This is a genomic window from Aliidiomarina haloalkalitolerans (genome assembly GCF_003987315.1).
Taxonomy (GTDB): Bacteria; Pseudomonadota; Gammaproteobacteria; order Enterobacterales; family Alteromonadaceae; genus Aliidiomarina; species Aliidiomarina haloalkalitolerans.
Window position 1 is genome coordinate 91,588 of record NZ_PIPI01000008.1, and the last position, 26,573, is coordinate 118,160.

The window sequence follows — 26,573 nt, forward strand, 5'->3', positions numbered from 1 at the left end:
ATAAGTCAGATTAACTTGTTGCCTTCACTTGACTCAAAAAAGTTGCAATTCGGCTACAAGCTTTTCCGTCTCCATAGGGGTTGTGTGCTCGAGACATCTCAGAGTATTTGGATTCGTCATTAAGCAATACAGTAACATTCTCAACAATAGCTACTACATCAGTGCCAACTAATTTTACTGTTCCTGCTTCCACTGCTTCAGGTCGCTCAGTTGTGTCTCGCATAACTAAAACTGGCTTACCAAGTCCTGGAGCTTCTTCCTGAACACCACCGCTATCGGTCAATACTAAATAACATTGCTGCATTAGTTGTACAAATGGCTCATAGCCAAGAGGCTCTATAAGGTGAACATTGTTTAACCCTGCCAACAAAGTCTTTACTGGCCTCTGAACATTTGGATTAAGATGAACTGGATAAACAAAATGAACATTAGGATGATTGATAGCCAGTGTTCGAAGTGCTTGGCAGATACTCTCGAAACCTTGTCCAAAGTTCTCTCTACGATGGCCCGTGATCAATACGAAGCGTTTGCTTGAAAGATCGATTGAAAGACCTGCTTTAATTAGTTGGTTTTGAATCGAAATACGCAGTGTCTTATCTTGTTTGATCTTTTCAGTAACCCAGTGCAATGCGTCAATCACAGTATTGCCAGTCACAAGTATCGCATCTCTCGCTACATTTTCCTCGAGTAGATCAAGTCTATTCCTTTCTGTCGGTGCGAAATGCCATTTTGCTATTCGACCTGTAAGTTGGCGGTTAGCTTCTTCGGGCCATGGCGAATATAAATCATGAGTACGTAATCCTGCCTCAACATGACCGACTGGGATTCGAGCATAAAAAGCGGCCAGTGTTGCTGCAAAAGTTGTAGCTGTATCACCATGCACGAGGACTATATCGGGCCTAGATTGGTCTAAAACATCGCGGAGCCCAAGCAGCACACCCGCAGTTATGTCATATAAGTCTTGTCCAGCACGCATTAAATTTAAGTCGTAGTCTGGAGTTATTTCAAACAACTTCAAGACTTGATCAAGCATTTCTCTGTGTTGAGCAGTGACAGCTACAACAACTTCGAAATCAGTTTCCGCTTGTAGTGTTTTGACTAATGGTGCCATCTTAATGGCTTCGGGTCGCGTACCAAATGCCAGTAGTATCTTCACGTATTGCCCTTTTCAATCCGTTAAACCGTTACAGTTACACCGCAAAAATCGAGGATTTCTCCGTTCACATGCAAGTGCTTAAACTCATTATGAGCGACAAGATAAACCACTATATCTGCGTTCTGTGCAGCATCTCGATAGCTAGTTAACTTAATCGATTTGTGCTCTGATAGATTCGGCTCTACTGCAAGTACATCAACTCCAGCATTTTGAAGCGAATGGAAAACCTCAAGTGCTGGAGCTTCTCGGAGGTCATCGATATTTGGTTTAAACGCTAACCCCATACACGCAATCAATGGGCTCCGACCATTATTAGTTTTAAATGATTCTATTTGACTTAAAATGCGGTCTATAACCCACACTGTTTTATAGTCATTTATCTCTCGTGCAGCTCGAATAATTCGAGCATCATCGCCTCCGGCATGCACGATGAACCATGGGTCCACGGCAATACAATGGCCTCCAACTCCAGTTCCAGGTTGGAGAATATTAACGCGAGGATGTCTGTTCGCCAGCCGAATCAATTCCCAAACGTCAATGCTAAATTTCTCGCACAAAATAGAAAGTTCGTTTGCAAAAGCAATGTTCACATCACGAAAGCTGTTCTCAGTTAATTTTGCCATCTCTGCTGTTCGAGCGTCAGTTACCAATACATCTCCAGAAACAAAGCCCCGATAGAACTCCGCAACTTTTTGACCGGCTTCCGCGGTAAGTCCTCCGACAATTCGATCGTTCTCAACCAGCTCTCGCATAATGTGACCAGGCAGCACTCGCTCTGGACAATGAGCGATAAACAATGACGAAACATCTACCCCCTCTTCTGTAAGGACTTCAGCAACTCGCTCTGTAGTTCCGATAGGAGATGTCGACTCGAGGATAACTAGATCGCCTTTCTTGACAACGCCAGCAATTGATCTAGTTGCTGCAACAACATAATCTATATTTGGAACATGATTGCCGTGAAATGGTGTAGGAACCGCAAGTATAAAAACATCAGCCGGTGAAGGCGTTAATGAAGCTATTAACCCCTTAGATTTGACTACTTTAGCTACGTAGGCGTCCAGTTCAGGCTCAACAATGTGGATTTCTCCTCGATTAATTACATCGACCACTGATGAGGAAACATCTACACCAATCACTCGATGACCTTGGTTCGCCAATAGAGCAGCTGTTGGCAAGCCAATATAACCAAGGCCAACTACGCATACCACCATAATGTAACTCCGTACATAGAATTTCGAATAGAATAGTTGTTTTTATATCTATTGGTAAATAGATATAACCGAATCGGCGAATTTAGTCCCTTCATTGTCCGAAGCTAAACTACGCTCTTTGTTCAGTAACTCTTTCGTCTTAAAAAGAAAATCATTAAAATCCAAAGAACGATATACCACTGCATTCTGAGGACGCTCTACAACATCACTACATAAAACATTGCACCCAGAGCATAGAGCTTCTCGAACAGACAATGCATCGCCATCGGTCATCGTTGGTCGAATAAATAATTGTGCAAATTTGAGTAACTCCTGAATATTAATAGCTCTATCGAAATAATAAGTACGTTCTCGCAATAAAGCACTGGAGCTAGATTCCATGGTAGATTTGTACTTGCCAGTCGTATCAATTACTACAAAATTAAAATCAGGTGCCAAATGACTACTTGCTAGCATACTCAAAGCTCTACACGCAAATCTTACGCCATATAGGTCATGGCCTTCGAATTCAGCATAAGATGTCGCAATCATAAATATGGTTGGCGATGTCCTATCAACATGGGCTATGTTTGCTGATTGACCAACATCGCACATATCAAAGCTACTAGGAATGTAGGCTGGAATAATTGATAAGAAATCAGGAGGAATTTCCTTGTCTAGCTCTTTCCCCAGCTTACCATTTACAAATATTGTATGCACGGAGAAAAAGGACATTATTTTTAAAAAATAGGTTGGAGGTCGCCTGTTGTTATGGTGAGTGTAAATAACGCGCTTTCGAAAAAAGAACCCGAGAACAATTAAAATTGAATTAATTATAGGCGATGACAGTTGGACATGCCAATTGTTAGCAGCAAATACTAAAAAAAAGAGTTCTGGTAAACCTAGTCTTTTAAAAACACCTTTTTCATTTAGGGCATTTAATAGTTTTAAATCAACCACTATTGCCTTGTGCCCTTTTTGCGACAAGAATCTCTGCAACCTTAGTGAATGGGATGCAATTCCTCCCACTCTGGGATAAACTGGGCTAAATATTGCGACTTTTTTCATAAAGGTTAAATTCTATATCTTGGCTATCCGAGTAAATTCCTCAACGAAATTCTCATTTGAGTAATTATTGCTTAATAAATAAGATTCCCAAGAGAAATTCACCATAGTATCAGGTGACGAAATAAGACTATCAATTTTAGACGCAATTTCGACTGGGGATCTGGTATTAAACAAGTAACCTGTCTTGTCGTGAACTATTAACTCTCTAGGCCCTGTAGGACAATCTACTGAAAAAACGGGCAACGCCCGAGAGTTTGCTTCAGGTATTACCATAGGGAGCCCTTCATACTTTGAAGTTAAAACCAAAGCGCTACTAGTAGAGTAAAGTTCTTCTATATTGCTAACAAAACCGACAAATCGAACTCTCTCTTCTATTCCTAGCTCAAATGCTAGTTCTTTAAGTGATATCTCGTCGGGGCCCGTCCCTGCTATTACTAGCTCAAAGCGAACTGGCAAACACGAGAGTATGTTTAACATCAAAGGATAATCTTTCTGCTTTGTTAACCGCCCTACCGCTAATAAAGTGATAGTATCCCGATTAAGCTTGCGAAGTGTTGATCGTTTCACCTCATCGAAACTTAAGCCAATTGACTCTATCCCAAGGGGATTCGCAAGAACTTTTAATTTACTTCTTAATAAAATTGGATATTGCTCAACGTCTCTGCTTGTAAGAACTGTAACTGCTCTAGCTCGAATGTAAGCGATATTTCTCAGGAACCTTATAAATCGAGAATCAACGGAATAATAATGGTTATGCTCGCACACTACCACTTTCGTTTTAAGTCCTAAACAGGAAAAAATAACTCTAATCGACTCAAAGGTCTTAAAAGCAATCACATAATCAAAATCTTTTAATTTTTTTCTTAACAGAAAAGTTTTCATTATCAAGCTATTAAATTTATTGTAATTTTCGAATGCTAACGATGCCCTCTTCAAATTCTTTGTGTTGTATACATCAACAGCATTAGAGTACGTAGTTATTATAGTCACATCATGACCATTTGAAGTTAACAAGTTTGCCAAAATAACAGCAACGCGTTCAGCGCCACCGGATGACAATGTACTAATTACTACAGCGATTCTCATTGTTGCAAGATCCTTTTACAATAATCCTCTGGGGTCTTTGAGAAGTCGTTAACTAAGATACTAAACTTTGTTGACAAAAGCGCCTTCTTCATTACCTTCGATATATAGTTTTCAGCATCTTCTATATTCTCGATAGAGTCGATACCGAAGAATCTAAAAAAGTGAGAATTATATGCAATTAACTCATACGCACCTTTAAACTCTGTTCTTAACACTGCTAAATGATGCGATATATAAGCATCGATACCTTCACCGTAGCTATCGCCTTTCGATTTTGGAAGTAACCACGTGAGCTTATCAATCGGTAATAATTCTTCAGTTTTTGATAATGTATATAAACGATGAGGTGGAACTCGCCTGCAGACTGCCTTCACTCCGAAAATAAGACGTCGAAAGTGCCAATGAATAAATCCTAACTTGCGTAAAAAAGTCCCTTCGTCAAATGAAACCTGATCATAACTAACACCGTTATATGGATACACATGAACGGCCATCAGATTTATATAGCAATTACCAGCATCATCAACATAAACTAAGTCATCTGCCAAAAATTCTGCACCAAATTTTTTAAGTGCCGTGTAAGAAAGCGTGGTTTTACCAACCCCACCCGACCCACTCAAAACATGAACTCTTGAATCAGCGACAAAAGCGCTAGCATGCATAATAATATGTCCTTTTGACAAGGACACCATAAAAACGTTAAACAGAATTACATTATATAAAATGGACGCATATTGCTGTTCCGCAGCTGTTACAAATTTAATCGTTAATAGCTTTTGTAAGAGATTAGGAATCTTTTTACCTAGTTTCATTCGTAATGAAGACTTCAAAGAAACAACGCAAACCACTAATCCAGTCGCGTCTTTATAGTAGAGAAAGTCTGCAATATGGTTTGAGTACTCAATAATGCCTTCCCGATCACGGTCGAAATTAAGAAATTTTTTGTTACTTAAAAAGATAAAAGTAATATCGTAAAGAGGGAGTTCATTGTCTACCCTATCTCCAGCTCTGAAATCATAACTTAAAGAGCGATGTAAAGTGTCAGCAGCTTCCACTCGAAAGTTCACTTTACCAATTTTATAATACCTATATTGCATCTTATTAACTCACTAACACTGAGGAATACGCCGGCGTATTGCTAAAATTAAACCAAAACAAGACGGAACTGTATATAACCATTCCAAAAATCACTATATGACGGTAAACCAATCCTTTTTGATACTCTAAGTGCAGTGGAATTAGAAATGAAAGTGACAACATAATGAATAAATCAGAGAAACGGCTAGCTACAGTATTAAAATCGAAAAATAGAAAATACATTGAAACACCGAATGCCAATGCATAAATTAATATGTCTTGCAGACTACTCTCAAAACCAAGTTTCATTCTATAAATTAGAAAATACAATGCAAAAAAGAGTGAGGTTAAATTAAAGTAATTAAGGCTAATTGACTCATAATTAAATGCACCATAGTAGTAACCAATAACCTTATTGGAAACCGACGCCCCAAAAAATGTAGAAGCATATATTAATAAATTCCCTATACCACCGTAAGCTATAGCGACTGCGAAACTTAAACCTATAATTACTAAAAACAGCCCAGGCGTAATAATTTTCTTAATGAAAATAAAAAATAAGCTAGAAAATGAGAAAACCTGAATTAGCCCAGACGACAGCAAGAGCATGGTTCCTGCTCGGCCTTTGCTACTTGAATATAGAAATAAGGCCAACATTACAAAGCTACCTGCGAGCATACTTCTAATCTGTGAAAGCTCTTTAAAAAAGATAAATGACATAAACAACAAGCAACCAAGCCAGAAGTACTGTAATCGCGAGTAAAGGTAAAACTTTATTCCAATTGAGAAAGTGGCAACAACCACAAAAAGAGTCGTGTGATTAAGCCCCAGAGCTTTTATTATAGATACAACTGTCGCAAATATAAATTCATTACCGGTGGTATCTCCAACTGAGCGATAAAATGGAAATCCAAATTCACTAAAGCTTACTCGATGAAATATGTCGATGTAAGCATAGTAATCTATTGAGTCGTACCTAAACCCTACAACAATTATTAGGAGGATGCTGAAAATAGAAAATACAAATTTATTAAGTGCAGCTGTTGTATTTGGAAGTAACGACTGAATACAAGTAAATATTGCAGCTATTGTAAAGAACGAAATAAAAATCATCGACTCTTCACTTCACTAAGGTAGCGTTCTATCACGGTTGCAGATCGCTTTAAAGCCCGATAGTCAAAGTTCAATAGCATTACGTCTTCCTCTTTGTAGAGAAGAATCAAAATAGAGCCATTTTGGATTAAGAAATAGGCTAGAGCTATCAGTGACACACCTAGAGAGCCAAAGTAGTAGGAAATCGGTACGAGTATGACCAAGCATACAATATTGTTAATAACAGTGATATTTCTGACCTTTTCTTGGTAACCAATAAGCATAGCAATGTATGCACAAGGACCACTTAGAGTGTTTATAAGCTGACCAGCCGAAAGTATAAGCAGCAAATAGAAAACTTGATTACTTTCTACCCCGTAAATTCCAAGCAGAGGCTTACCTAGTGCGGCAATAGCTAGAAAGACTAACAGCCCTACAAAACCAGATATTAAAACAGTAGCGCGGGTAACAAGAAAGAAGTCCTCTTTTCTCCCATGTGAATATATATAGGAAACAAGTGGTGGCAAAATTGCATTTATAACATAGAGCATTAAGCTTGATAATATGGCTAATTGCTCTGCTGCTCGATATTCTCCTAATGCTTGCGCCCCGATCAAGCCGATCGTAATTACTGGCGTTAGCTGAAAAAAAGAAGATGAAAAAAAATTAATTAAAAAGTAATCCCGACTGAGCTGAGCGAAACGAAAATATTTAATTCGTTCTCTAAGTGCAGAGCAAAAATAATCTACAATACCAAATCTATTTAAAACATAAGAAAACCCAATTAAGTATGTAAGAAACATAAAGAATAGGATGGTTCGTTCTGGATTTTGAATTGAAAAAAACTCTAAGATAGAGTTTGCGATAAGAAAAAGAACAAACAGAACCATTATACAGCCTGATTCGAATATTATAGACTGAGCACCTTTCCCTATTGTCTTCAATTCCGCAGCATACAAGTAAAGGTTGGCATGAAAAAAACCAATAATAACAAGAATGAGTAAGTCAACTTGCGAAAAACTTTCAATATAAGCACCTATCAATAAGGACATAAATATCATTATCATTAGATTTATAGATAAAAATCTTATTGCTTTAGATAATCCATTTTGACTACTCCCTTTTAAGCTCGTCCTATGTGATAGATACCAAAGGTCGCAACCAAACCTTAAGACACTTGAAATAATATAGATTAAAGTATGGAAAACCGCATAGATAGCTAAAAATTCTATACCAAATATCCTGGATACTAAAATTGAACTTATTAGCATTAAGAGCATTCCAAGGCCTTTAAATAAGAAACCATTGGTCATTGCTTTTGCGATTACCTTCAACGTCGGATGCCTATTGTTGTTCCATTACGACTTATTAACTTTATTTAACGCTTTCATATCCGTATGAATAATACCCATAACTACCATAACCGTAGGAGCTACGGGCAGTTCTTTCAATGCCATTCAGTATGACACCTTTAATTTCAATACCGGCTTTCTCAAAGCGTTCTATGGTGTATTCCACTTCTTTCACTTGGTTTTTCATAAAGCGTGCAACAATTAAGTTGGTGCCGGTGTAACGGCCAACAATGGCTGGGTCCGTAACCGCAAGAATCGGAGGTGTGTCTACTAGTACGATGTCGTAGCTTTCGTTTGCCCATTCCAGCAACTCCGCAAAGCCCTTGTGCATCAGCAACTCTGAAGGGTTTGGTGGCACGGTACCACGTGCCATAAACGCTAGGTTTTCAACATCGGTTTTTTGCACTGCCGTATTGCGGTCTGTCCGTCCCGCTAGTAGGTCTGAAAGGCCGTTGTCATTGCTTAAGCTAAACGTAGTGTGTAAATAGCCACGGCGTAAGTCAGCATCAATAATCAATACCTTCATACCTGCCTGTGCAAGTACCACCGCTAAGTTTGAAGTCACAAATGTTTTTCCAACTTCTGGGCTTGGGCCAGAAATCATCACAATCTTGTTCTTGGCTTCCATCATGGCAAAGTGCAGGCTCGTGCGCAGTGAACGTAACGCTTCGATGGCGTTGTCTTCCGGGTTGTCTCGCGCTAACAACAAGGTATTAAATTTCTGTTTGTTTGCGTGGTTTTTACTACGGCGCACGGCCTGTTTAATCTTGTCTTCAATTTTCAGCTGTTGTTCAGACAGCGGCACCGACGCATACACAGAAATGCCTGCGTCTTCTAATTCTTTTGGTGTTTCAATACCACGGCGGACAAAACCAAGTACAAATGCAATACCAACACCCACCATGCCGCCAAGAATGAGTGAGAGTAAAAGGATTAATGCCTTTTTTGGTGCAATCGGTTCAATCCGCACCATGGCGTCATCAATAATACGTACGTTGCCAACCGTACCTGCACGCATAATGTTCAGCTCTTGCACTTGGTTTAATAGCTGCACATAAATCTCTTGGTTCACTTGCACGTCGCGGGTTAAACGCAATACTTCTTGTTGGGTTTCTGGCAGGTTTTGAATTTGACTCCGCAGCTGGTCGCGGTCTGCCCGCAGCTTGTCTTGCTGTTCAATGAGCGCTTTATAAGTCGGGTGGTTACGCGTGTATAAGCGGCTAAGCTCAGCTTCACGGAATGCCAACTCATTAATTTGCTTTTCAAGCTCGACTATTTGTTGCAATAAGCCCTGGGTTTCCAATTGAATGTCCACCGACTCACTTTGTAACCGGTAAGCATTCAGTTTGTCTTCGGCTATTTGCAAGTCTGCGCGCACTTCTGGCAGCTGCTCTTGCAAAAACTCTAAGCTCTTTTCCGCTTCCGCAGCGTTACGGCGAATGTTCTGCAGCAAATATTCTTGCGTAATCGCGTGTAAAATTTGCTGAATCTGTTGTGGGTTTTCACCCGCTAACGTCGCACTTAAAATACCACTTTGGCGGCCACGCTCGCTCACCCTGACTTCTTGTTGTAAATCGTTAATCACGCGCAAACGGTGCTGTTGCTGCACACTAAACTCAGTTCCTGGTCGCGCTTGAATTTCTGCCACACGAATGGTTATTTGGCCAAATGGTGTGGTTTGCTCAATGGTTTCGCCTGTAACGCCATTAACCAATACTTGTCCGTCAAATTCAAGGGTAAAGCGGGTTTGGCTGTTGCCGCTGCTGTTGGCAGTCGCTTCGCCAGCAACTAGCGTTAAGCCTTCGCCAATAAGTGCGCGTGGTAAACGCAATTCGCTTACTTCGAGTGCTTCGCCACCCCAGGCATAGCTAGTGAACACATTCGCCGGTTTTGGCTCGTCGCCACTGTAACGGCGCGCCATCCAATCACCAATAATAGGGAAACGTTTAGGCTGCACTTGAATGTCTAAACGCAGTTGGTCCACTACCGTACCCACCACCATGCGCGAGCGGATAATCTCAATTTCGGTTACCGCTGAGCTTTCTTGCGCGAACATTTCGCCTAAGTCACCTAAGCCGGGAATGCCTTTGGCTTTCTCTTCAACTTGCAATAGTGCATCGGCTTGATAGGTCGGGTTGGTTAAAATAGCATAGCTTGCACCAATGGCGCCTGCTGCAAAGGTACAGCCGATCACCCACCATTTGTAATCAAATAGGGTTCCAATTAAGCGACCTAAATCGATCTCGTCATTTGCGCTTGTATTTGAAGAGTTACTCTGAGACATACTGCTTACTTTGGTTGAATCAGTCATTCTATTGTCGCTTTCAAGTTAATCTTAAAATTCATGGTGAATGTCGAGTTAAACAAGCTTTTTCGACCAGCTTAACGCGCTTGTTTCGAGCATTTTGAAAATCTGCTTAAATACTTCGTCGCTCTTTTTGTAAGGGTCCGGAATGTCTTTACCGCCGTCCCAGTGGCCGAGCAACATGGTTTTCGCCAAAGCTTCAGGGAAACGCTTGGCAATGTCGTCGCGGTGACGTTTTTCCATCACTAAAATCAGGTCGTACTGCTTGGCCAGCTCCGACGTAAACTGTCGCGCTGTATGCTCCGGGCACGGCACACCGTTTGCTTCCGCAATTGTCCGCGCCTGATCATTCATGTCGTGCCCTTGCATGGCATACAAACCTGCCGACGCAACGTCTTTATGCGGTAGTTCCCGCTTTAGCAGAAACTCTGCAGTTGGCGAGCGGCAGATATTGCCAATACAAACAACGAGTATTTTGTTAAACATAATTAGTTACGTGTCGTGATTGTGTCTTCAGTCAAGCTCAAGAAGTACAAGCTTTGCGCGGTCGGCAGTAACTGACTAACAATGCGGTTCCAGCGGCTCATTGGTGCCGTGGTCACGTACACAATGTCACGCTCTTGTAAGCGGAACTGGTCGGCCATAACCAACGCAGACGCTTGTCGTGCGTCCAACTGAAACACATCAATTAAGTTTTCCGCGTCATTCGGCGCTAAACGCATGACAAACACACCCGAGGCGTTGGCGTGCATGTTGTTAATGCCACCGACGTCAGAAATAGCTTCGGCTAAGGTCATGCCAGCACGACCCATAATCACGCTGCGCGGCTCGTTCACTTCACCCATGACAAATACTTTGTTGGCATCGTTACGTTCAACGTGCAAAACGTCGCCGGCTTTTAGCAGCACGTTCTGACGGGTGTCGCCACGCTGATACAGTTCCTGCAGAGAAAAGCGATACTCACGGCCTTCACGGGTTAAGACCACGTTGCGCCAGTCGGCGAGTTCGGTAATGCCGCCAGAATGATTAATAGCGTCGAGTAAGGTAAGAGGGACGTTGGTGATGGGGAGTGTGCCTGGCTGCATGACTTCGCCAGTGACGTAAATGCGCTTTGAGCGGAACGCCGCAACGGTGACATCCACTTGAGGGTTTTCGATGTAGTTTTCGAGCTTGGCAATGAGCTCTTCACGAATTTGTGTGACGCGTTTGCCAGCAACAGGGAGTTTGCCGACATACGGGTAGAAGATGGTACCGTCGTTGTGTACCCAGTTCCCTGCTTCTTGGGCGCTACGCATTGAGCCGGCAGGAATGGTTAACTCAGGGTGGTTCCACACGGTGATGTTCAGGATATCCCCAACACCGACCACATAGTCATACTCTGCACGCATTTGCTCGAGTTCTGGGTTTAGTTCCGGAGTGGTTTGCGGCGTGCGCAACTGATTTACAAGGCTGGGGGTGATGGCGTAAATACGAACCTGTTCGTTGAGGTCTTCGCGGGCGTTTACGGTGTCTTGGTTGGTTGGCATGTGAGTGCCGGGGAACATTGCACAACCTGAGAGCACGACGGTTGCAATAGTAGCAACGATTAACTTTTGAAGAGATCCACTCATGCCGTTTTTTACCTTGTTGTTGTCTTTATGCTACTTAGTATAGAACTTTGCGGTACGTTACATACGTCGAATAAACCATTAAATTGTAGCTTATTTAGTGGTTTAAGACTTTGAATAGCTTACGTCCGCAATTTAATCGCCGCAATGTGGGCACTTATCCAACCGTCGTCCGCATCAATTTCGACCGTTTTGCCACTTAAACCGCGGATAACCGCATGGCTCGCAGTCGGAATTCGGCTCATTTCGCGTTGAGCCATCGTAATTACGTTCAGCACCGACGTAGTTTTCGGGGCGCCTAGAGTAATAATGACGTCATCGCCGCTGAGAATCTCTACTTTGTAGCGAGAATGTAATGTTTCACCCATCGTCAGTCCTTGTGTATCCCTGTGACACTTCAGTTTCATACGGAAGTGCGATCGCAGTAAACGTGCTTTTTTAGCCGTTTTTGATGTTTTTATTATTGTTTTTTTGGGGGAGTGACTTTGTGGGTTTTGTACGGGTGCTTTTGAGCGTGTTTGTTGGCGCTTTGTTGGCGCGCAGGCACGCTACCGCCCGTGGGTTCAGGGCCCCAAAATCCCAAAGTCTTTTTATTTTGTGTTCTTTGTTTACTTTTCGTTCAGTTTAATATTACTCAAACTGTTTAGCCCACGCAGCAGAAAACGCCAAAGCATGGGCTTTGAGATGAAGAATTTTTTTGTAATCGAACCGCTGAAAGATAGCACATGGCCGCGGTTTTCCATAAGACTGTGTTTGGTGTGGCCGAACGCGTATAAGACCGCAATGATTCTTTAGCTTCCATACCAAATTTACAGCATTCCATAATTCTTCGCTCTCGACTCGCCTGCTGAATTGTCATTTGCACATCAAATTGATTGCTTTTTGCACAACCCATAAAGTCTCTGCAGCGCTTAATTTAAGCAGCTTTCAAAGACCTACAAGCGAGTGCCGAGTATACCCCAAAATTTCCCCTCATCCAACGCTCAAATGTAAAAAATTGGTTAGGAACCGGGGCTGGAATCACATTGTGAACCGTAGCTGGAATGCTAACCCGCTGTATTGGCGCAAATTTCGCTTGCGCGCAATATTGTAACTAACTGTTACATCGCATTGGGGACCGGGGCTGGAATGGCATTCCAGCCCCGGTCCGCAATGAGCACATTCAGCGATCGCTGACAGTTTTTGGACGTGCATCTTCGTTGGCCTTTGCTAAAGTGAACGCAGCTTCAATGTCGAAGCGTTACATTTCCGAACCTAAAAAGGAGGTTTACATGGAAGTTCAAATCGTTCATCACGGTGCGGCTCAGGGCGTGACCGGTTCTTGTCACGAGCTTCGGCTGCCCAACGGTCAGGCGGTGCTCATAGATATTGGTTTGTTTCAGGGGGCGGAAACGGAGTCGGCGGCGAACTCGTTCACTGCCGCGATGGACGCGGAGTCACGCGAACGGATGCAACAGGCGATCGAATTCGACATTAGCGACATTGAGGCGCTGGTCATCACCCACTGCCACATCGACCACGTCGGCCGCCTGCCCTGGTTGCTTATTGCCGGTTATCGCGGGCCGATTTATTGCACCGCCGCCACTGCGCATTTGCTGCCGATGGTCATTGAAGACGCCCTGAAAGTTGGCATTACCCGCAATTCGCAGTTAATTAGCGCGGTGCTGAAACTGCTCGACGGCCTGCTGCAACCGCTCGACTATAAAGAGTGGGCGCAGGTCAGCGAGCCGCTTCGTGTGCGTTTTCGTCAAGCCGGCCACATTCTTGGCTCGGCGTATGTGGAATGCGACATTGACACCGGCGAGGAGCTGCAGCGGGTGGTGTTTTCGGGCGACCTTGGTTGCAAGAATTCGCCGCTACTGCCCGACCCTGAGCCGCTTGAGTTCGCCGATGTGCTGGTTTTGGAAAGCACCTATGGCGACAAGAATCACGAAAGTCGCCTAGAGCGGCAAGACCGCCTGCGGCAGGTGATTGAGCATTGTGTGGCCGACCGCGGCGCGGTGCTGATTCCGGCGTTTAGTATCGGCCGCACGCAAGAGCTGCTGTATGAGCTTGAGGATATTATTCATGGGTATCAGGCTGCGGGTTTGGGGGTTGCTGCGGGGGCGGCGGTTGCTGCAGACTCAATGGCGGAAAACTCAGTGGAGGAAAACCCAGTAAGCGACATTTGGGACAATATAATGGTTGTAGTCGACTCGCCAATGGCTGCGGAATTTACGCACCAATACCGAAAAATGAAGGCGTTGTGGGACGAAGAGGCTCTTGAGCGTGTGGCGGAGAACCGGCACCCGTTGAATTTTGCGCGGTTGCATATTGTCGAAACTCACGACGAACATTTGCGCTTGGTGAACTACCTGCGCAGTACCGGCGACCCGTGCATTGTCATTGCCGCCAGCGGTATGTGCACCGGCGGCCGTATGGTGAATTATTTAAAAGCCTTGCTGCCCGACCCGCGCACCGACGTGTTATTTGTTGGCTTTCAAGCGCGAGGTACACCCGGCCACGACATTCAGAAATATGGCCCACGCGGCGGCTATGTCATGCTCGACAACGAGCGCGTCGACATTAAAGCGCAAATTCACACCCTCGGCGGCTACTCGGCACACGCCGACCAAGACGAGCTCATCGAGTTTATCGCCAACGCTGCCTATGTCGGCCACGTCCGCCTCGTGCACGGTGATCCCGACGTCCAGCGCGCCTTCGCCGACACCCTGCGCACCCGCTTCCCCGGCCTCCCCGTCACCTGCGCGTGTGATTCGGGACCGGGGCTGGAATGCGGTTAGGGACCGGGGCTGGAATGCTAACCCACTGATTTAAGAAGCTATCCGAAAGGTTCGGTTCGCTGTAGATACATTTGCTGCGCATTGTGCGCACCCTTCGGGCGCGCGCACTGCGAAAAATTGAAAGGGATTCACTTGGGTATCGATGTTACGGAAGATAAATATGTGACTTTGAATGAAGGCCACCACAAACGTCTCGTGACTTGCCCTTCTCGAAATCCGGTATTTAAAAAATATCCCGGTCTTGTTACTCAAAGTGTGTATCGTCGGACCAAAGATGGCGACAAAGAACGAGACGGCAACCCTTTTATTTATGCATTAAAGAAAACACGAGGGTATAGAATACGCAGTCGCGAGCTAGTGAAGTTCAAACCTAGTTTCGACGCTATCCTTTATAAAATTATTGATAAGTTTCCAGGCGCTTGTTTGGTAACACTACCTTCTTCTTATCCTATAGCCGAAATTCTTGCCCGTCGCATCGCGAGAAAAAACGGGGCTCAGATTTTCAATCGCATTTTCAGAAAGGCGACTGTCGCAGAGGTTCTTGCAAACTTTGATCCCCACGCAGTTAAGAAACAACATCAAGCTGAAATTAACTCTCAATTAGCGACCTTTAACAAGCTTGACCCAAATGAGTTGGTCAATCTCAAAGAAATGCGCAACAGAATCCGTAGTTATTTCAATCCAATATCCATAAACTCTGATTTGCTAGGGCAGCTACCAACTACAAAATTGTTGCTAGTTGATGACTTACTTTCGACAGGAACAACCATTACAAATGCCGCCAACTTATTGAAATACAATAACTTCACTGTTGTAGGCGCAGTCTGTTTATTTAGCGCGTTATAATGTACGTCACTTGAATTTTACACGAGAAACAACTACTATGAGCGCTAGACCAAGTTTACGCCCCTTCGGTCTTTAAATATGAGACAAGTTGTAAAACTTGTGGGTCCGTGCAAGCACCTATACTGCGGTCGACTCGTAAGGAGTAAAAGGCAGTTGAGAATGGCAGCGGCTTCTCCTTCCAGCTAATCTGGTCGTAAGAAAAAACATAGGGAGCCTTTCTAGGCTCCCTTTTTCGTTGTCATTCCAGCTACGGGTTCTACCGGGCGCGCCTAATGCGAAACAAGGAGGGGTTCTCCGCTGCCCACGTATACTGAGGTGGAGGAACCCCTATGAAACTATCGTTACTCGCTTTATCACTTTGCGCCGCTTCGGCCGCATTCACCTTGCCAACATTTGCCGCAGGCTCCACGGAACCGGCTCGCATCGACACCAACCTCGAACAGCGCGTCATCGAATGGCGCCGCGACATTCACCAACACCCCGAGCTGAGCAATCGCGAATTCCGCACCGCTGCATTGGTTGCTGAACACCTCGAGGCGCTCGGCATGGAAGTGCACACCGGCATTGCCCACACCGGCGTCGTCGGTATTTTACGCGGCGCAAAGCCCGGTCCTACTGTCGCCTTGCGCGCAGACATGGACGCCCTGCCCGTACGGGAACAAACCGGCCTGCCATTTGCATCCACCGTCACCGCCGAGTTTAACGGCGCCGAAGTCCCCGTCATGCACGCTTGCGGCCACGACATGCACGTCGCCATGCTCATGGGCGCGGCGGAATATTTAGCGCAAAACCGCGACGACATTAGCGGCTCGGTCATGTTCATTTTCCAACCTGCTGAAGAAGGCGCGCCAGCTGGCGAAGAAGGTGGTGCGCAACTTATGATCAAAGAAGGTATCTTCGAACGTTTCGAGCGCCCAGACGCAATCTTCGGCATTCACGTCGGTTCCATGAGCCACACCGGCCACGTCGGCTACCGCTCCGGCCCAATCATGGCCTCGTCTGACCGCTTCAACGTTCGTGTCCGCGGTGAACAAACTCACGGCTCGCGCCCATGGGGCGGCGTCGACCCCATCGTCGCGGCAGCAGCTATTGTCACGAACAGCCAAAGTATTGTCAGCCGCAAGCTCGACCTTACAAAAGCGCCAGCCGTGCTGAGTTTCGGAGTTATTCAAGGTGGTGTGCGCAACAATATTATCCCTGACGAGGTTTACCTTGAGGGAACTATGCGTAACTTCGACATGGACACGCGCGCGCAAATGTTCGAGAAGTTTACCCGCGTTGCCGAGTCAACTGCTGCTGCACACGGCGCTACAGCCGAAGTGGTTATTAACGAGGGATATCGGGTCACTATCAATAGCCCCGATTTGATGGAAAGGATGCTACCCACCACGCGCGCGGTCGTCGGCGATGCGTACTTAACGGAAGCCTCTCTCGGCACGGCCTCGGAAGACTTCTCGTTCTTTGCCCTCGAGGTACCCGGCAAGTATGTGTTTCTTGGTGCAACGCCTTACGGCCAAGATCCTGCAACGGCTCCGGGCAACCATTCGCCATTCTTCAACCCTGACGAAGCGGCTATGAAAGTCGGCACCGAGCTCTTTATCAACTGGACGCTAAACTTTTCGGCGGAGTAATTCGGGACCGGGGCTGGAATGCCATTCCAGCCCCGGTCCGCAATACTAGCGCTCGAGCATGTACTGCATAAGGACTCGGGCGGCGGCGCGGGCGGTGGTATCGATTTCACCGCGGTCAGTTTCGTCACCCACTTCGTAAGTCACTGAATGTACGCCATATTCGTCGGCCATGTATTGTTTGAAGATACCCCGGCCAGGTGCTGCGCTGGCTTGCTCTTCCACTTCATACGGCACCGCTGCGCCTAATCGCTGCAGCCACTCTTGGCTGAACGTCGACTCGCGCGCCACGTAATCCACCGGCATGGTGTAATACACGTTGCGCCAGGTCGAATGAAAATCGACGCCGTACACCAAGTCACCGCCTTCCGCGACAATTTGCTGCAAGTAAGTATGAACCGCCGCAATTTCTGGCTGTGAACGGTCGAACCAATCACGATTCAAGTCCAGCCCGCCAGTACTATGCCGCCAGTTCCCCAACGCCACGCCATCCGGGTTCAAGTTTGGTGCAATCAACACGTTATAACGATCTAAAAATTCCGCCCCTTCACTCAGCATTTCTTCCACAAATGCCCGCATTGCCATTGCACCCGTCAACTCGGGTGGATGTTGCCGACCAATTAACACCAACCATTCGTCACCCGACCCGTAACTCACTAGCGCCGGCATCTGCCGCCCTTGCGCACTGTAGCCAATGGTAAAACGCCGCAACTCATATTCACGCGCCAGCCCATCAACCCATTGCCAATAGTCGTCATTGCCAAACATTTCTTGTCCGGCGACCCAAACCGGCTGCGGCCCAACGTCCAACGAGAAGTAAATCGAATGGTCGCTTTTGCTATGTTCGATGTCTTGCCAACTTGCCCCGTCCGTACTTACTTTTGGGTTATACCGCGCACGCCCTCGTTCCAGCGCCAACACTTCCAGCGCTACTGTTTGCGGCTCGGCAGCAACAACCTGAAATGCATACCAAGGGCTTGGGTTAATCGGCTGATTCTCCGGCCCCGTCATCACCACAATCGTGCCGTCCTCGCGCTGCTCACAACCGTCCACGCGCGCTTGCGGAAAGTCATAACGCACTTCAACGCCGTCAAACACGCACGCGTGCCCTAATGACTCCGCCCGCGCAACTGCCGCTGCTTGCTCGTCAAACTCATACAGCCCTGCCGACGCAGTCGTCGTTCCAACTGGCGCCGCACCACCGCATGCGCTCAACATCACACTCGCAGCAGCAACGACGACACTTGTTCGTAATAAATAATTTTTCACATGAATGCCCACGAAGATTGAAAGACAAAAAACGGGCGCCCTTCGTCAAAAGGACGCCCGTTCCTGCTTAGAAGCGATAAGTGATATCGCCGAAGATGTAACGACCACGGTTCGAATGCACGTCCGACACGTAACCGAAGCTGCCACTGGTCACTGGCGGCGCCTTGTCGGTCAAGTTACGCACACCCACACGCAGGCGCGTATTCCCAAGCTTGCTGCCTTCGCTGAACTGATACGACGCATTCAAGTCATAGGTGCGCCATACCGGAATCGGCAGATCTTCGCCGTCTGAAGTCCGCACCCAAGTGCTCGCAAAGCGGCCAATGTAGTTCATCCGACCGTTCACGTTCCACTGGTTATAGCGCCAGTTCAACGACGCATTCGCGCGCCATTCTGGGTTACCGTTAATCGCCAGCAAGTCCCCCGCGCCAAGCACGGCAATGTTGTCTGGCACCGCCGGGTTACCCGCCGCTTGTTCACGCAAAACCAGCGCACTAATTGGGTCTGGCGTTTGCTCAAACTTCTTCAGTTGCGCCACGTTCACCCGAAAATCGAAGCGTCCGTAATCGGTGTCAAAGCGGTAGTTGAACATCACGTCCATCCCTGCAATCGACCGCGGGTTCAGGTTCGAGTAGGTGTTCACCACGTGGCTAACAAAGCCGTCTTCGTCACGCACAATCGCCGGGTTCACTTCACCGTTGGCGCGCAGGTATGCATCATACAAAAGGTGCGTTTGGCTGTTCAAAATACCAACAATGCCTTTTTGCTCGATGTCCCAAAAGTCGACGGTAATCAACATGTTCTGCACCGGCGCAAGGGCGACACCATACGACAAATGCTTACTTTCTTCCGGCTCGAGGTCGGTGTTACCACCACGAATTTCGGCCACGCCATAACGTTGATCCAGCAGCGGATCATAGCGCGTGTTCGAACGCACCACGCCGTCTTCAACGACTTGCGGCAAGTTCGGTGCCCGGAAACCTTCAGCGTACGCCGCCCGGAATTGCACCATGTCATGCGGTGCCCAGCTTAGCGCTACTTTTGGTTTGGTCACTGAACCAACGTCCGAGAAGCTCTCAAAACGTGCTGCCAACTGCATGTTCACGGTTTCATGCAAGGGTACGTCAAGCTCAAGAAACGCCGAATACACTTCACGACTGCCGCTCGCCGATGGGGTCGCGCTTGATCCAAGGGCGTTGCTGTCCGACAGTAAATCGCCGGTGACGAGGTCAAATTGCGGGATTTCGCCACTTAGCAATGGGTCGCGTTTGTCGGAATAACTCTCATAGCGAAACTCGACGCCGGCCGCCATGCCGATGTCTCCCGCATACCAATAAAGGGCGTCTGGGCTCGACACTTTGAAGTCCCATAATGCCAGCTCGGTTTCACTTTCCCGCGTCACGTCAACGGTAAAGGTGTCAATGACCGACTGGGCGTTGCGTGGGCCAATGCCGGTGTTAGGGTTCAGCGGGTCGCCACCAATAAATGGGTTGTAGGCGAGGTTTGGGTCGGTTTGGTTAATCGCCGCCTGAAATGCGTCGGCACGAATCCGATTGCGGTCAGTGTCGAGCGTGTTGGCTAACGAGTAAAGTACCGCCGATTCCCAGTCCCAGTTTTGGTGCATGCCGCGCAAGCCGGTCAGCAAGCGATAGCTGTAGTCTTCCACGACAATGCGGCGCGGGCCGGTGTCCGTTGGGCGAATGTTGCGAATTTCAACGTCTTCGCCGAATGGGTTGTAAGCAGCGTCGGCGGCAATGGTGAAGCGCTGAGCAGCGAGGTTGGCGTTTTGCTCGCGTAAGCGAATTGACTCGGCCGAGTACCACAAGGCTTCCGCAAACAATTCGGTGGTTGCGCTAATTTCGTGGGTTAGGTAGCCGAACACGTTGAAGCGTTCAACGTCTGAGGTCATCGACCGTTCCACCGCTGCGTCATAACGCCAGTCAGTTGGCAACGAGCCGCCGGCACCACATACGTTGTCGTCGATGGCAATCGAGCAGTTACCTTGGTCGCTCGGCAGTAAGTGGAATGTGCCGTTACTTGGGCTCCAAAACGTGCCCCACGGGCTTGCTAACAAGCGGCCGTCGAGTGCACCCGCACCTTGAAATCGCTCTGGTACGCCGGGGTGAAAGCGCGTGTCGAGGCTAGCCGAATAGCTGCGTTCGCTGGCCATCATGCCGTCGCGATTGTAGTAGGCGCCCGACAAGCTTAAGTAGGTGCGGCCGTCGTTAAAGCGTAAACCGGTGAGTGCGTTAATGGTGGTTTGCGCAAAATTTGTCCCGTCGGTACCGCCATGGCTAACCGAGATTTCAGTGGTGTCGACGTCGTCTTTCAAGACATAGTTAACCACACCGGCAATCGCGTCAGAACCGTAGATTGCGGCTGCGCCGTCTCTTAGTACTTCAAGGCGAGCCAAGCCGCGCACCGGTAAGGTGTTCGAGTTGACGGTGGCAACTGGCACGAAGTTTTCGGTTTGCGTGCCCGGGTGGAGTACCAATCGACGACCGTTTAATGTCGTCAATGTGTAACCGGTGCCGATGCCTCTTAAGTTAATTGAACTAACGTCGCCGCGCGCGTCATTAACACCACCAATCACTCGTTCGTTGTTAAACGCAACGTCACCAATTTGTGGAATCGAGCGCAATAGTTCGTCGCCGCTCATGGCGTTGGTGTTGATAATGTCTTCTTCGTTTAGCGACGTAACCGGTAATGCCCCAGCCGAGCGAGCACCACGAATGTTCGACCCCACCACTTGAATGCGTTCAACCCGATCGGTTTCCGCAGTTTCTGTGCTGTCGCTGCTATTGTTGCGGTCGCGGACGACGTAGAGGGTGTCGTTTTGTTTCACAAACTCAAGCTGAGTATTGCTGAGGATGCGTTGAATGGCTTCGCTAACGGTCAGTTGCCCTGCAATTGCAGGAGCATTGACTGACCGTAGCGCTTCCGGGGAGAAGATGATTTGAACATTGGCTTCTTCAGCCAGTTCCAGTAATGCGCTGGCAGCGTTTTGCGCCGGAATATTAATTTCCTGCGCGGGCTCGTCAGCAGCATTCGCCGCCGTAATTGCGAGAGGTACCGTTAGCGACGCCCCCAGCGCCAGTAACGTACAGCGGGCGAGATACCCAAGTTTAAAACCGTGATTAGACATTGTTGTTACCTTATTTTTTTTGAATTATCACTAATGTATACGCACCCCCTTCAAGATCCCTCCATTAATTGCGGACCGTAGCTGGAATGGCATTAGGGACCGTAGCTGGAATGGCATTAGGGACCGTAGCTGGAATCGCATTAGGGACCGTAGCTGGAATGCTAACCGTATGAGTTCTCGCGGGTTCTCAGATGCTATTCGCGGATATGAACTAATAACTCGGTATTAGTCTCTTCGATTTCAATAGGTAAGGTCGCGCGTAATGCGTCAACAAGGCCTTCGCCTCGGCCGAAGTGAAATACGCCACTGATACGTAAGTCGGCAGCTTCCGAATCAACAATCCGAAGCTTGCGTGTGCGGTAACGATTAAACTCTTTAACCACAACGTCCAAACGTTCCTCGTCAAAACGGAAAACACCTTGGCGCCAACTTTGCGCATCAGTGACTTGCTCAAAGCTTGAGGGAACAACAACTTCTGCGGTTTCCGAGAAAGACCCGACGCTTCCCGCATTCAGGACATAATCTGTAGCAGTTTCAGCATCTACGCCGTCATCTTGGTCAGGTCGCTGGCTACGTGAAACCGAAACCGTGCCTTCGACAACCGCGACTCGAACGTCACCGTTTGACTTACGCACATTAAATTTCGTCCCAATCACGCGAATTTTCTGAGAGCCAGTGTCGATAATAAACGGTCGTGACGGGTCAGAAGTCACATCAAAAAACGCCTCACCCTCAAGCAAAATCACATTTCTCTCATACTCATTGAACGAAACTTGCAAGACAGTTTGCGTGTTCAGAGTGACCGAGGTGCCATCGGAAAGTCCCACCGTATCAACTTCTCCTGATTCGGTCATAACATAGCGACGTTCTATTTTCGGCACTTCCGGAGCGGACTCTTTAACACTTTGAAAAGATTCGTCATTTTCTTGAACGGAAACAACAGGCAGCTCAGATGGTACACCGGTTGGGCTCACCAATGGATTTAACGTGTATATAAGTAGAGCGGAAATCGCTATCGTTGCAGCAGTTGAAAGCCCCCAAAATGCGTAGCGACGCTTGCGGGCATATTTGGATTTCACGGGCTGGTATAAACTATTGCTCAAATCCCAAAGATTAAGCATGGTTTGAAATTCAGCTTCGTTTTGCGAACTTAGTTTTCGCCACGCGAGAATTTCACGCTCTTCTTGCGCTGATAATTCTCCCGAATGAATTCGAGTAACATAATATGCAGCTTGCTCTTGCGTGGTTAATTTTTTATTCATTAGCCCATCACCTTCTCGCGCACTGCTAATAGAGCCGCTGAAATATACTTCTCAACCGTACTCACAGAAATTCCCATCGTGTCACTAATTTCCCTGTAACTCATATTATCCATCCGACTAAGTAAGAATGCTTGCTGATATTCCGGCTTAATTTTACTCAGAGCCTGTTGAATTTGCTGCAATCGCCGCTTGCCCTCTAACTGGCGTTCTGGTGATGTGAGCGTTGTGACTATATTCATGGCCTCGCCGGAAATATGATCCGCCTCTTTCCTTACGACTGACTTTCGATATCGATCACGAATAAGATTAACTGCTATTTGGAAAAGATAGTTTCTTACAGTGTCGAGTCGCTCCTCAACCTGAGCTTCTAAATCTTCAATCTGCGCTAAACGTGAATATAAATCTTGGATAATATCGTCGCAATCTGAAGGTACGCTAATTCGCACACGAATAAAACGCCGCAGCGCAGAATCATGTTCTTGAATTAACAGTTCGAGAAACTTATCTCGACTCTGTTTTTGCGGCTTGTCCTTGATTACGTAAAGCACAGATTTCCAACCGAATGAATTCCCATACCCTTATATACGCGAAAAAACCCTCTCCCCTCCAGAAAATTTGTAATGTTTCGCATTCCAGCTACGGTTCGGAATCGCATTCCAGCCCCGGTCCCTAATGCCATTCCAGCTACGGGCTACAATGCCATTCCAGCTACGGGCTACAATGCCATTCCAGCTACGGGCTACAATGCCATTCCAGCTACGGGCCACAATGCGGAGCTAGGTGTCGCAATAACCGGCGGGGAACAGGACGAGGTGATCGAGGTTGAGGCGCAGGCCGACGTCTTGGCCGACGGCGTATTCGTGGTGCGACGAGGCCATGCAGAGTACGTGGCTGCCGTCGCCGAGTTCGGCGGTGTATAAAAAGTGTGAGCCGCGAAAGCCACGCGCAACAATGCGGGCGCGACGTTCGGCGCTATCATCAATGACGATGTCGTCGGGACGAATCAGCACGTCCACCGCTTCGCCTTCGGCACCGCGCGGCACGTCGTCACCGACTAACAAACCGAGCGCAGTTTGCACTTTCAGGTCGTCGGTAATTTGCCCGTGCATCAACACGCCAACGCCGATGAAGTCTGCAACTAAATGGTGCGACGGCTGGTGGTAAAGCCCATACGGCGTGTCCCACTGCAACAACCGGCCGTGGTACATCACCCCTGCTCGGTCCGCCAAGGCAAATGCTTCTTGCTGATCATGCGTCACTAGCAACGCAGTAATCCCTTCTTCTTTCAATAACTTACGAACTTCAGTTGCGAGCGACTCACGCAATTCAGCGTCTAAGCTACTGAATGGTTCGTCGAGCAACAACAAGCGCGGCTTCGGTGCCAACGCTCGCGCCAAGGCAATCCGCTGCTGCTGACCACCCGACAATTGATGCGGATAACGCGGCCCATAACCGGCCAAGCCGACATGCGACAAAAGCTGGTTCACCCGCTTGCGCTGTTCGTCTGTCGGTTGGTGGCGAATGCCAAACGCGACATTTTCGAACACGGTCAGGTGAGGAAATAGCGCAAAATCCTGAAACACCATGCCAACGCCGCGCTTCTCCGGCGGCAGTTGCTGCGCAGGCGAGCTAACGAGTTGCCCGGCAAGTTCAATACGCCCCGCCGACACCGGCTCAAAGCCTGCAATGGCGCGCAGTAACGTGGTTTTACCGCAGCCGCTTGGGCCCAGCAAACAGCCGATTTCACCTTCTTTTAAGGAGAACGTCACGTTGTCGACAATCGTGTTGCGGCCGTATCCGACCTCGACGCCACTAAGCTTTAACAGGCTCATAAATCTCCCCCGGACGCGGATCGAGCGCCCGTGCTTCTTGCTGCTGCCGGCGATTCATCGCTCGGCTCAATAAAATCACTGGAATTAACCCGGCTAGCACGATCATCAAGGCGGCTGGCCCGGCGTCCGCTAACCGCTCGTCCCCTGCCATCTCGTAGGCGCGTACGGCTAACGTGTTGAAATTAAACGGTCTTAACACCAATGTTGCGGGTAATTCTTTCAATACGTCAACGAAAACCAAGATGCCTGCGGTGAGCAAACTGGTGCGTAATAATGGAAAATGGATGCGCGTTAAAACTTCTTTCGATTTCAGGCCGAGAATGCGTCCCGACTCGTCCATGGCGTGGCTGATTTGGCTTAATCCGCTGTCGACGGTTTGAATGGAGATCGACAAAAATCGCACTAAGTACGCGAATAATAAGGCAATTATTGTGCCTGATAGGAGCAGGCCTGGGTTCACGCCGAATACGCTTTCGCTGAAGCTGATAATGCGATGGTCGAGCCAGGTCAGTGGCACTAAGACGCCGACGGCGATGACCACGCCCGGAATGGCGTAGCCGAGTGACGCAAAGGCGACGCTGCCGCGGGTGATTTTAGCGATGGTAGCTCCGTTGCCAGCGATGGTCCGCTTGCCCGCGACGCGTTTGCCGTAGCACAGCCACAACGCAAAAATGACGGTAATAATGGCGGCCAAAGCGGCAAGTGTTAAGCTGTTGCCGATGAGGTTCCAGAAGTTCGGGTCGAGCCAAGTGTCGAGGCGGTCGTAGGACCAAACTAATAGTTGCAGCGCGGGTAGCAGGAAGCCGAAAAGCACCGGTAAAAAGCACGCGGTGAAAGCGGCGAAGGCTTTGAAGCCTTTTAGTTTCATGGCGCGTGAGCCTTGCTGGGCGCGGCCTGCGTGGTGGTAGCGTGACTGTTTTCGGGAGATTCGCTCGACCACCATCAAGATGACCACGGCGCTTAATAATAGGCTGGCGAGTTGCAGCGCGCCGACTTTGTCCGCCATTCCGTACCAGGTCCGGAATATGCCGGTGGTGAAGGTGGTGACGCCGTAAAAGTGCACGGTGCCGTAGTCGGCGAGGGTTTCCATGAGCGCGAGGGTGACGCCGGTGGCGATCGCTGGGCGCGCCATGGGTAAGGCGACGCGGTAAAAACTGGCCCACGGTCCGAGCCCTAAAGTACGGCCGGCCTCAATAGCGGCGCGGCTTTGCTCGATGAAAGCGGCGCGGGTAATTAGGTAAACGTAGGGGAAAAGCACGAAGCCCATGACGAGGATGGCGCCGGTGAGCGAGCGAATTTCTGGGAAGAAATAGTCGCCGAGTTGCCAGCCGGTGATGGCGCGCAGGCCGCTTTGTACCGGGCCTTCGAAGCTGAGCATGCCGCTGTAGGTGTAGGCGGTGATGTAGGCCGGCATGGCCAAGGGTAATAATAGTGCCCAGCGCAGCCATTTCACGCCGGGGAATTCGCAGGCGGTGGTTAGCCACGCTGCTGTGACGCCGATGACGAGGACGAGTAAGCCGACGCCGACCATGAGGATGGCGCTGTGGCGGACGTATTCGCCGATGACGTTGTCGAACAGGTGCGCAAGCGTCGCGCGTTGTTCTTCTCCAGCGAGGCCGATGAAAAAACTGACGCCGACAACAATGAGTGGCAAGCATATAATCAGCGCCACGATGGGCAATGACAATTGCTGCCACGTCGCCCAGAAGCCTTTGCGGGCGTTGATTAGCGAGTTGCGGAGCGCGTTAACCATTTGCCTCTTTCCGCATTGCGGACCGTAGCTGGAATGGCATTGCGGACCGGGGCTGGAATGGCATTGCGAACCGGGGCTGGAATGCGATTCCAGCTACGGTCCCTAATCCGGTATGTGCT

At 48.1% G+C, this 26,573-nt stretch carries 20 protein-coding genes; 3 read left to right on the forward strand and 17 right to left on the reverse strand.

The window, feature by feature from the left end; all coding sequences use genetic code 11:
- Positions 1 to 10: 10 nt before the first annotated feature.
- The 11 genes from wecB to CWE06_RS10570 form a co-directional block, all read right to left on the reverse strand.
- Positions 11 to 1,156, reverse strand: a complete 1,146-nt coding sequence (gene wecB, locus CWE06_RS10520) for a non-hydrolyzing UDP-N-acetylglucosamine 2-epimerase (protein WP_126793886.1) — start codon at positions 1,154 to 1,156, stop codon at positions 11 to 13.
- Between the two features lie 20 nt (positions 1,157 to 1,176).
- Positions 1,177 to 2,370 carry a UDP-N-acetyl-D-mannosamine dehydrogenase gene (wecC, locus tag CWE06_RS10525; protein ID WP_126793888.1) on the reverse strand — a complete coding sequence of 398 codons (1,194 nt, stop codon included), beginning with the start codon at positions 2,368 to 2,370 and terminating at the stop codon, positions 1,177 to 1,179.
- 48 nt (positions 2,371 to 2,418) lie between these two features.
- The gene (locus CWE06_RS10530) at positions 2,419 to 3,417 is read right to left on the reverse strand and encodes a glycosyltransferase family protein (RefSeq protein ID WP_126793890.1); all 999 of its coding nucleotides are present in this window, start codon (positions 3,415 to 3,417) and stop codon (positions 2,419 to 2,421) included.
- Positions 3,418 to 3,429: 12 nt separating this feature from the next.
- Positions 3,430 to 4,503 carry a glycosyltransferase gene (locus CWE06_RS10535; protein WP_126793892.1) on the reverse strand — a complete coding sequence of 358 codons (1,074 nt, stop codon included), beginning with the start codon at positions 4,501 to 4,503 and terminating at the stop codon, positions 3,430 to 3,432.
- Positions 4,500 to 5,558: a hypothetical protein gene (locus CWE06_RS10540; RefSeq protein ID WP_126793894.1), complete on the reverse strand. Its 1,059-nt coding sequence runs from the start codon at positions 5,556 to 5,558 to the stop codon at positions 4,500 to 4,502. Before CWE06_RS10540 ends, CWE06_RS10535 begins: the two co-directional genes overlap by 4 nt.
- A 46-nt stretch (positions 5,559 to 5,604) precedes the next feature.
- Positions 5,605 to 6,693: an EpsG family protein gene (locus CWE06_RS10545; RefSeq protein ID WP_126793896.1), complete on the reverse strand. Its 1,089-nt coding sequence runs from the start codon at positions 6,691 to 6,693 to the stop codon at positions 5,605 to 5,607.
- Positions 6,690 to 8,006 carry a lipopolysaccharide biosynthesis protein gene (locus tag CWE06_RS10550; protein WP_126793898.1) on the reverse strand — a complete coding sequence of 439 codons (1,317 nt, stop codon included), beginning with the start codon at positions 8,004 to 8,006 and terminating at the stop codon, positions 6,690 to 6,692. The genes CWE06_RS10545 and CWE06_RS10550 overlap by 4 nt, the downstream gene beginning before the upstream one ends.
- Positions 8,007 to 8,046: 40 nt before the next feature.
- A complete protein-coding gene (locus CWE06_RS10555; RefSeq protein WP_126793900.1) occupies positions 8,047 to 10,308 on the reverse strand; it encodes a polysaccharide biosynthesis tyrosine autokinase in 2,262 nt (753 codons plus the stop codon).
- Between the two features lie 75 nt (positions 10,309 to 10,383).
- Positions 10,384 to 10,815 carry a low molecular weight protein-tyrosine-phosphatase gene (locus CWE06_RS10560; protein ID WP_126793902.1) on the reverse strand — a complete coding sequence of 144 codons (432 nt, stop codon included), beginning with the start codon at positions 10,813 to 10,815 and terminating at the stop codon, positions 10,384 to 10,386.
- Positions 10,816 to 10,817: 2 nt separating this feature from the next.
- Entirely contained in the window at positions 10,818 to 11,939 is a 1,122-nt protein-coding gene (locus tag CWE06_RS10565) for a polysaccharide export protein (protein WP_126793904.1), read from the reverse strand.
- A 119-nt stretch (positions 11,940 to 12,058) separates the two neighbouring features.
- Complete coding sequence (locus CWE06_RS10570) at positions 12,059 to 12,304, reverse strand: hypothetical protein (protein ID WP_126793906.1); 246 nt, start codon at positions 12,302 to 12,304, stop codon at positions 12,059 to 12,061.
- A gap of 903 nt (positions 12,305 to 13,207) precedes the next feature.
- Here CWE06_RS10570 and CWE06_RS10575 point away from each other — a divergent pair.
- The 3 genes from CWE06_RS10575 (at position 13,208) to CWE06_RS10585 (ending at position 17,196) form a co-directional block, all read left to right on the forward strand.
- Positions 13,208 to 14,719, forward strand: a complete 1,512-nt coding sequence (locus CWE06_RS10575) for an MBL fold metallo-hydrolase RNA specificity domain-containing protein (RefSeq protein ID WP_126793908.1) — start codon at positions 13,208 to 13,210, stop codon at positions 14,717 to 14,719.
- Positions 14,720 to 14,851: 132 nt separating this feature from the next.
- Positions 14,852 to 15,565: a phosphoribosyltransferase gene (locus CWE06_RS10580; protein ID WP_126793910.1), complete on the forward strand. Its 714-nt coding sequence runs from the start codon at positions 14,852 to 14,854 to the stop codon at positions 15,563 to 15,565.
- Between the two features lie 329 nt (positions 15,566 to 15,894).
- Positions 15,895 to 17,196 carry an amidohydrolase gene (locus CWE06_RS10585; RefSeq protein WP_126793911.1) on the forward strand — a complete coding sequence of 434 codons (1,302 nt, stop codon included), beginning with the start codon at positions 15,895 to 15,897 and terminating at the stop codon, positions 17,194 to 17,196.
- A 45-nt stretch (positions 17,197 to 17,241) separates the two neighbouring features.
- On the opposite strand, the gene CWE06_RS10590 is transcribed toward CWE06_RS10585, so the two are convergent.
- The 6 genes from CWE06_RS10590 to CWE06_RS10615 form a co-directional block, all read right to left on the reverse strand.
- On the reverse strand, positions 17,242 to 18,462 hold the full coding sequence (locus tag CWE06_RS10590; protein WP_126793913.1) for a M14 family metallopeptidase: 1,221 nt from the start codon (positions 18,460 to 18,462) through the stop codon (positions 17,242 to 17,244).
- Positions 18,463 to 18,529: 67 nt separating this feature from the next.
- The gene (locus tag CWE06_RS10595) at positions 18,530 to 21,607 is read right to left on the reverse strand and encodes a TonB-dependent receptor (protein WP_126793915.1); all 3,078 of its coding nucleotides are present in this window, start codon (positions 21,605 to 21,607) and stop codon (positions 18,530 to 18,532) included.
- 194 nt (positions 21,608 to 21,801) lie between these two features.
- Positions 21,802 to 22,869 (reverse strand): FecR family protein, encoded by a 1,068-nt coding sequence (locus CWE06_RS10600; protein WP_126793917.1) that lies wholly within the window; start codon positions 22,867 to 22,869, stop codon positions 21,802 to 21,804.
- Positions 22,869 to 23,417, reverse strand: a complete 549-nt coding sequence (locus CWE06_RS10605; RefSeq protein ID WP_126793919.1) for an RNA polymerase sigma factor — start codon at positions 23,415 to 23,417, stop codon at positions 22,869 to 22,871. The genes CWE06_RS10600 and CWE06_RS10605 overlap by 1 nt, the downstream gene beginning before the upstream one ends.
- Positions 23,418 to 23,645: 228 nt before the next feature.
- On the reverse strand, positions 23,646 to 24,695 hold the full coding sequence (locus CWE06_RS10610) for an ABC transporter ATP-binding protein (protein WP_420808537.1): 1,050 nt from the start codon (positions 24,693 to 24,695) through the stop codon (positions 23,646 to 23,648).
- Positions 24,682 to 26,454, reverse strand: coding sequence for an ABC transporter permease (locus tag CWE06_RS10615; protein WP_126793924.1), 1,773 nt, complete (start codon positions 26,452 to 26,454; stop codon positions 24,682 to 24,684). Before CWE06_RS10615 ends, CWE06_RS10610 begins: the two co-directional genes overlap by 14 nt.
- Positions 26,455 to 26,573: the final 119 nt, after the last annotated feature.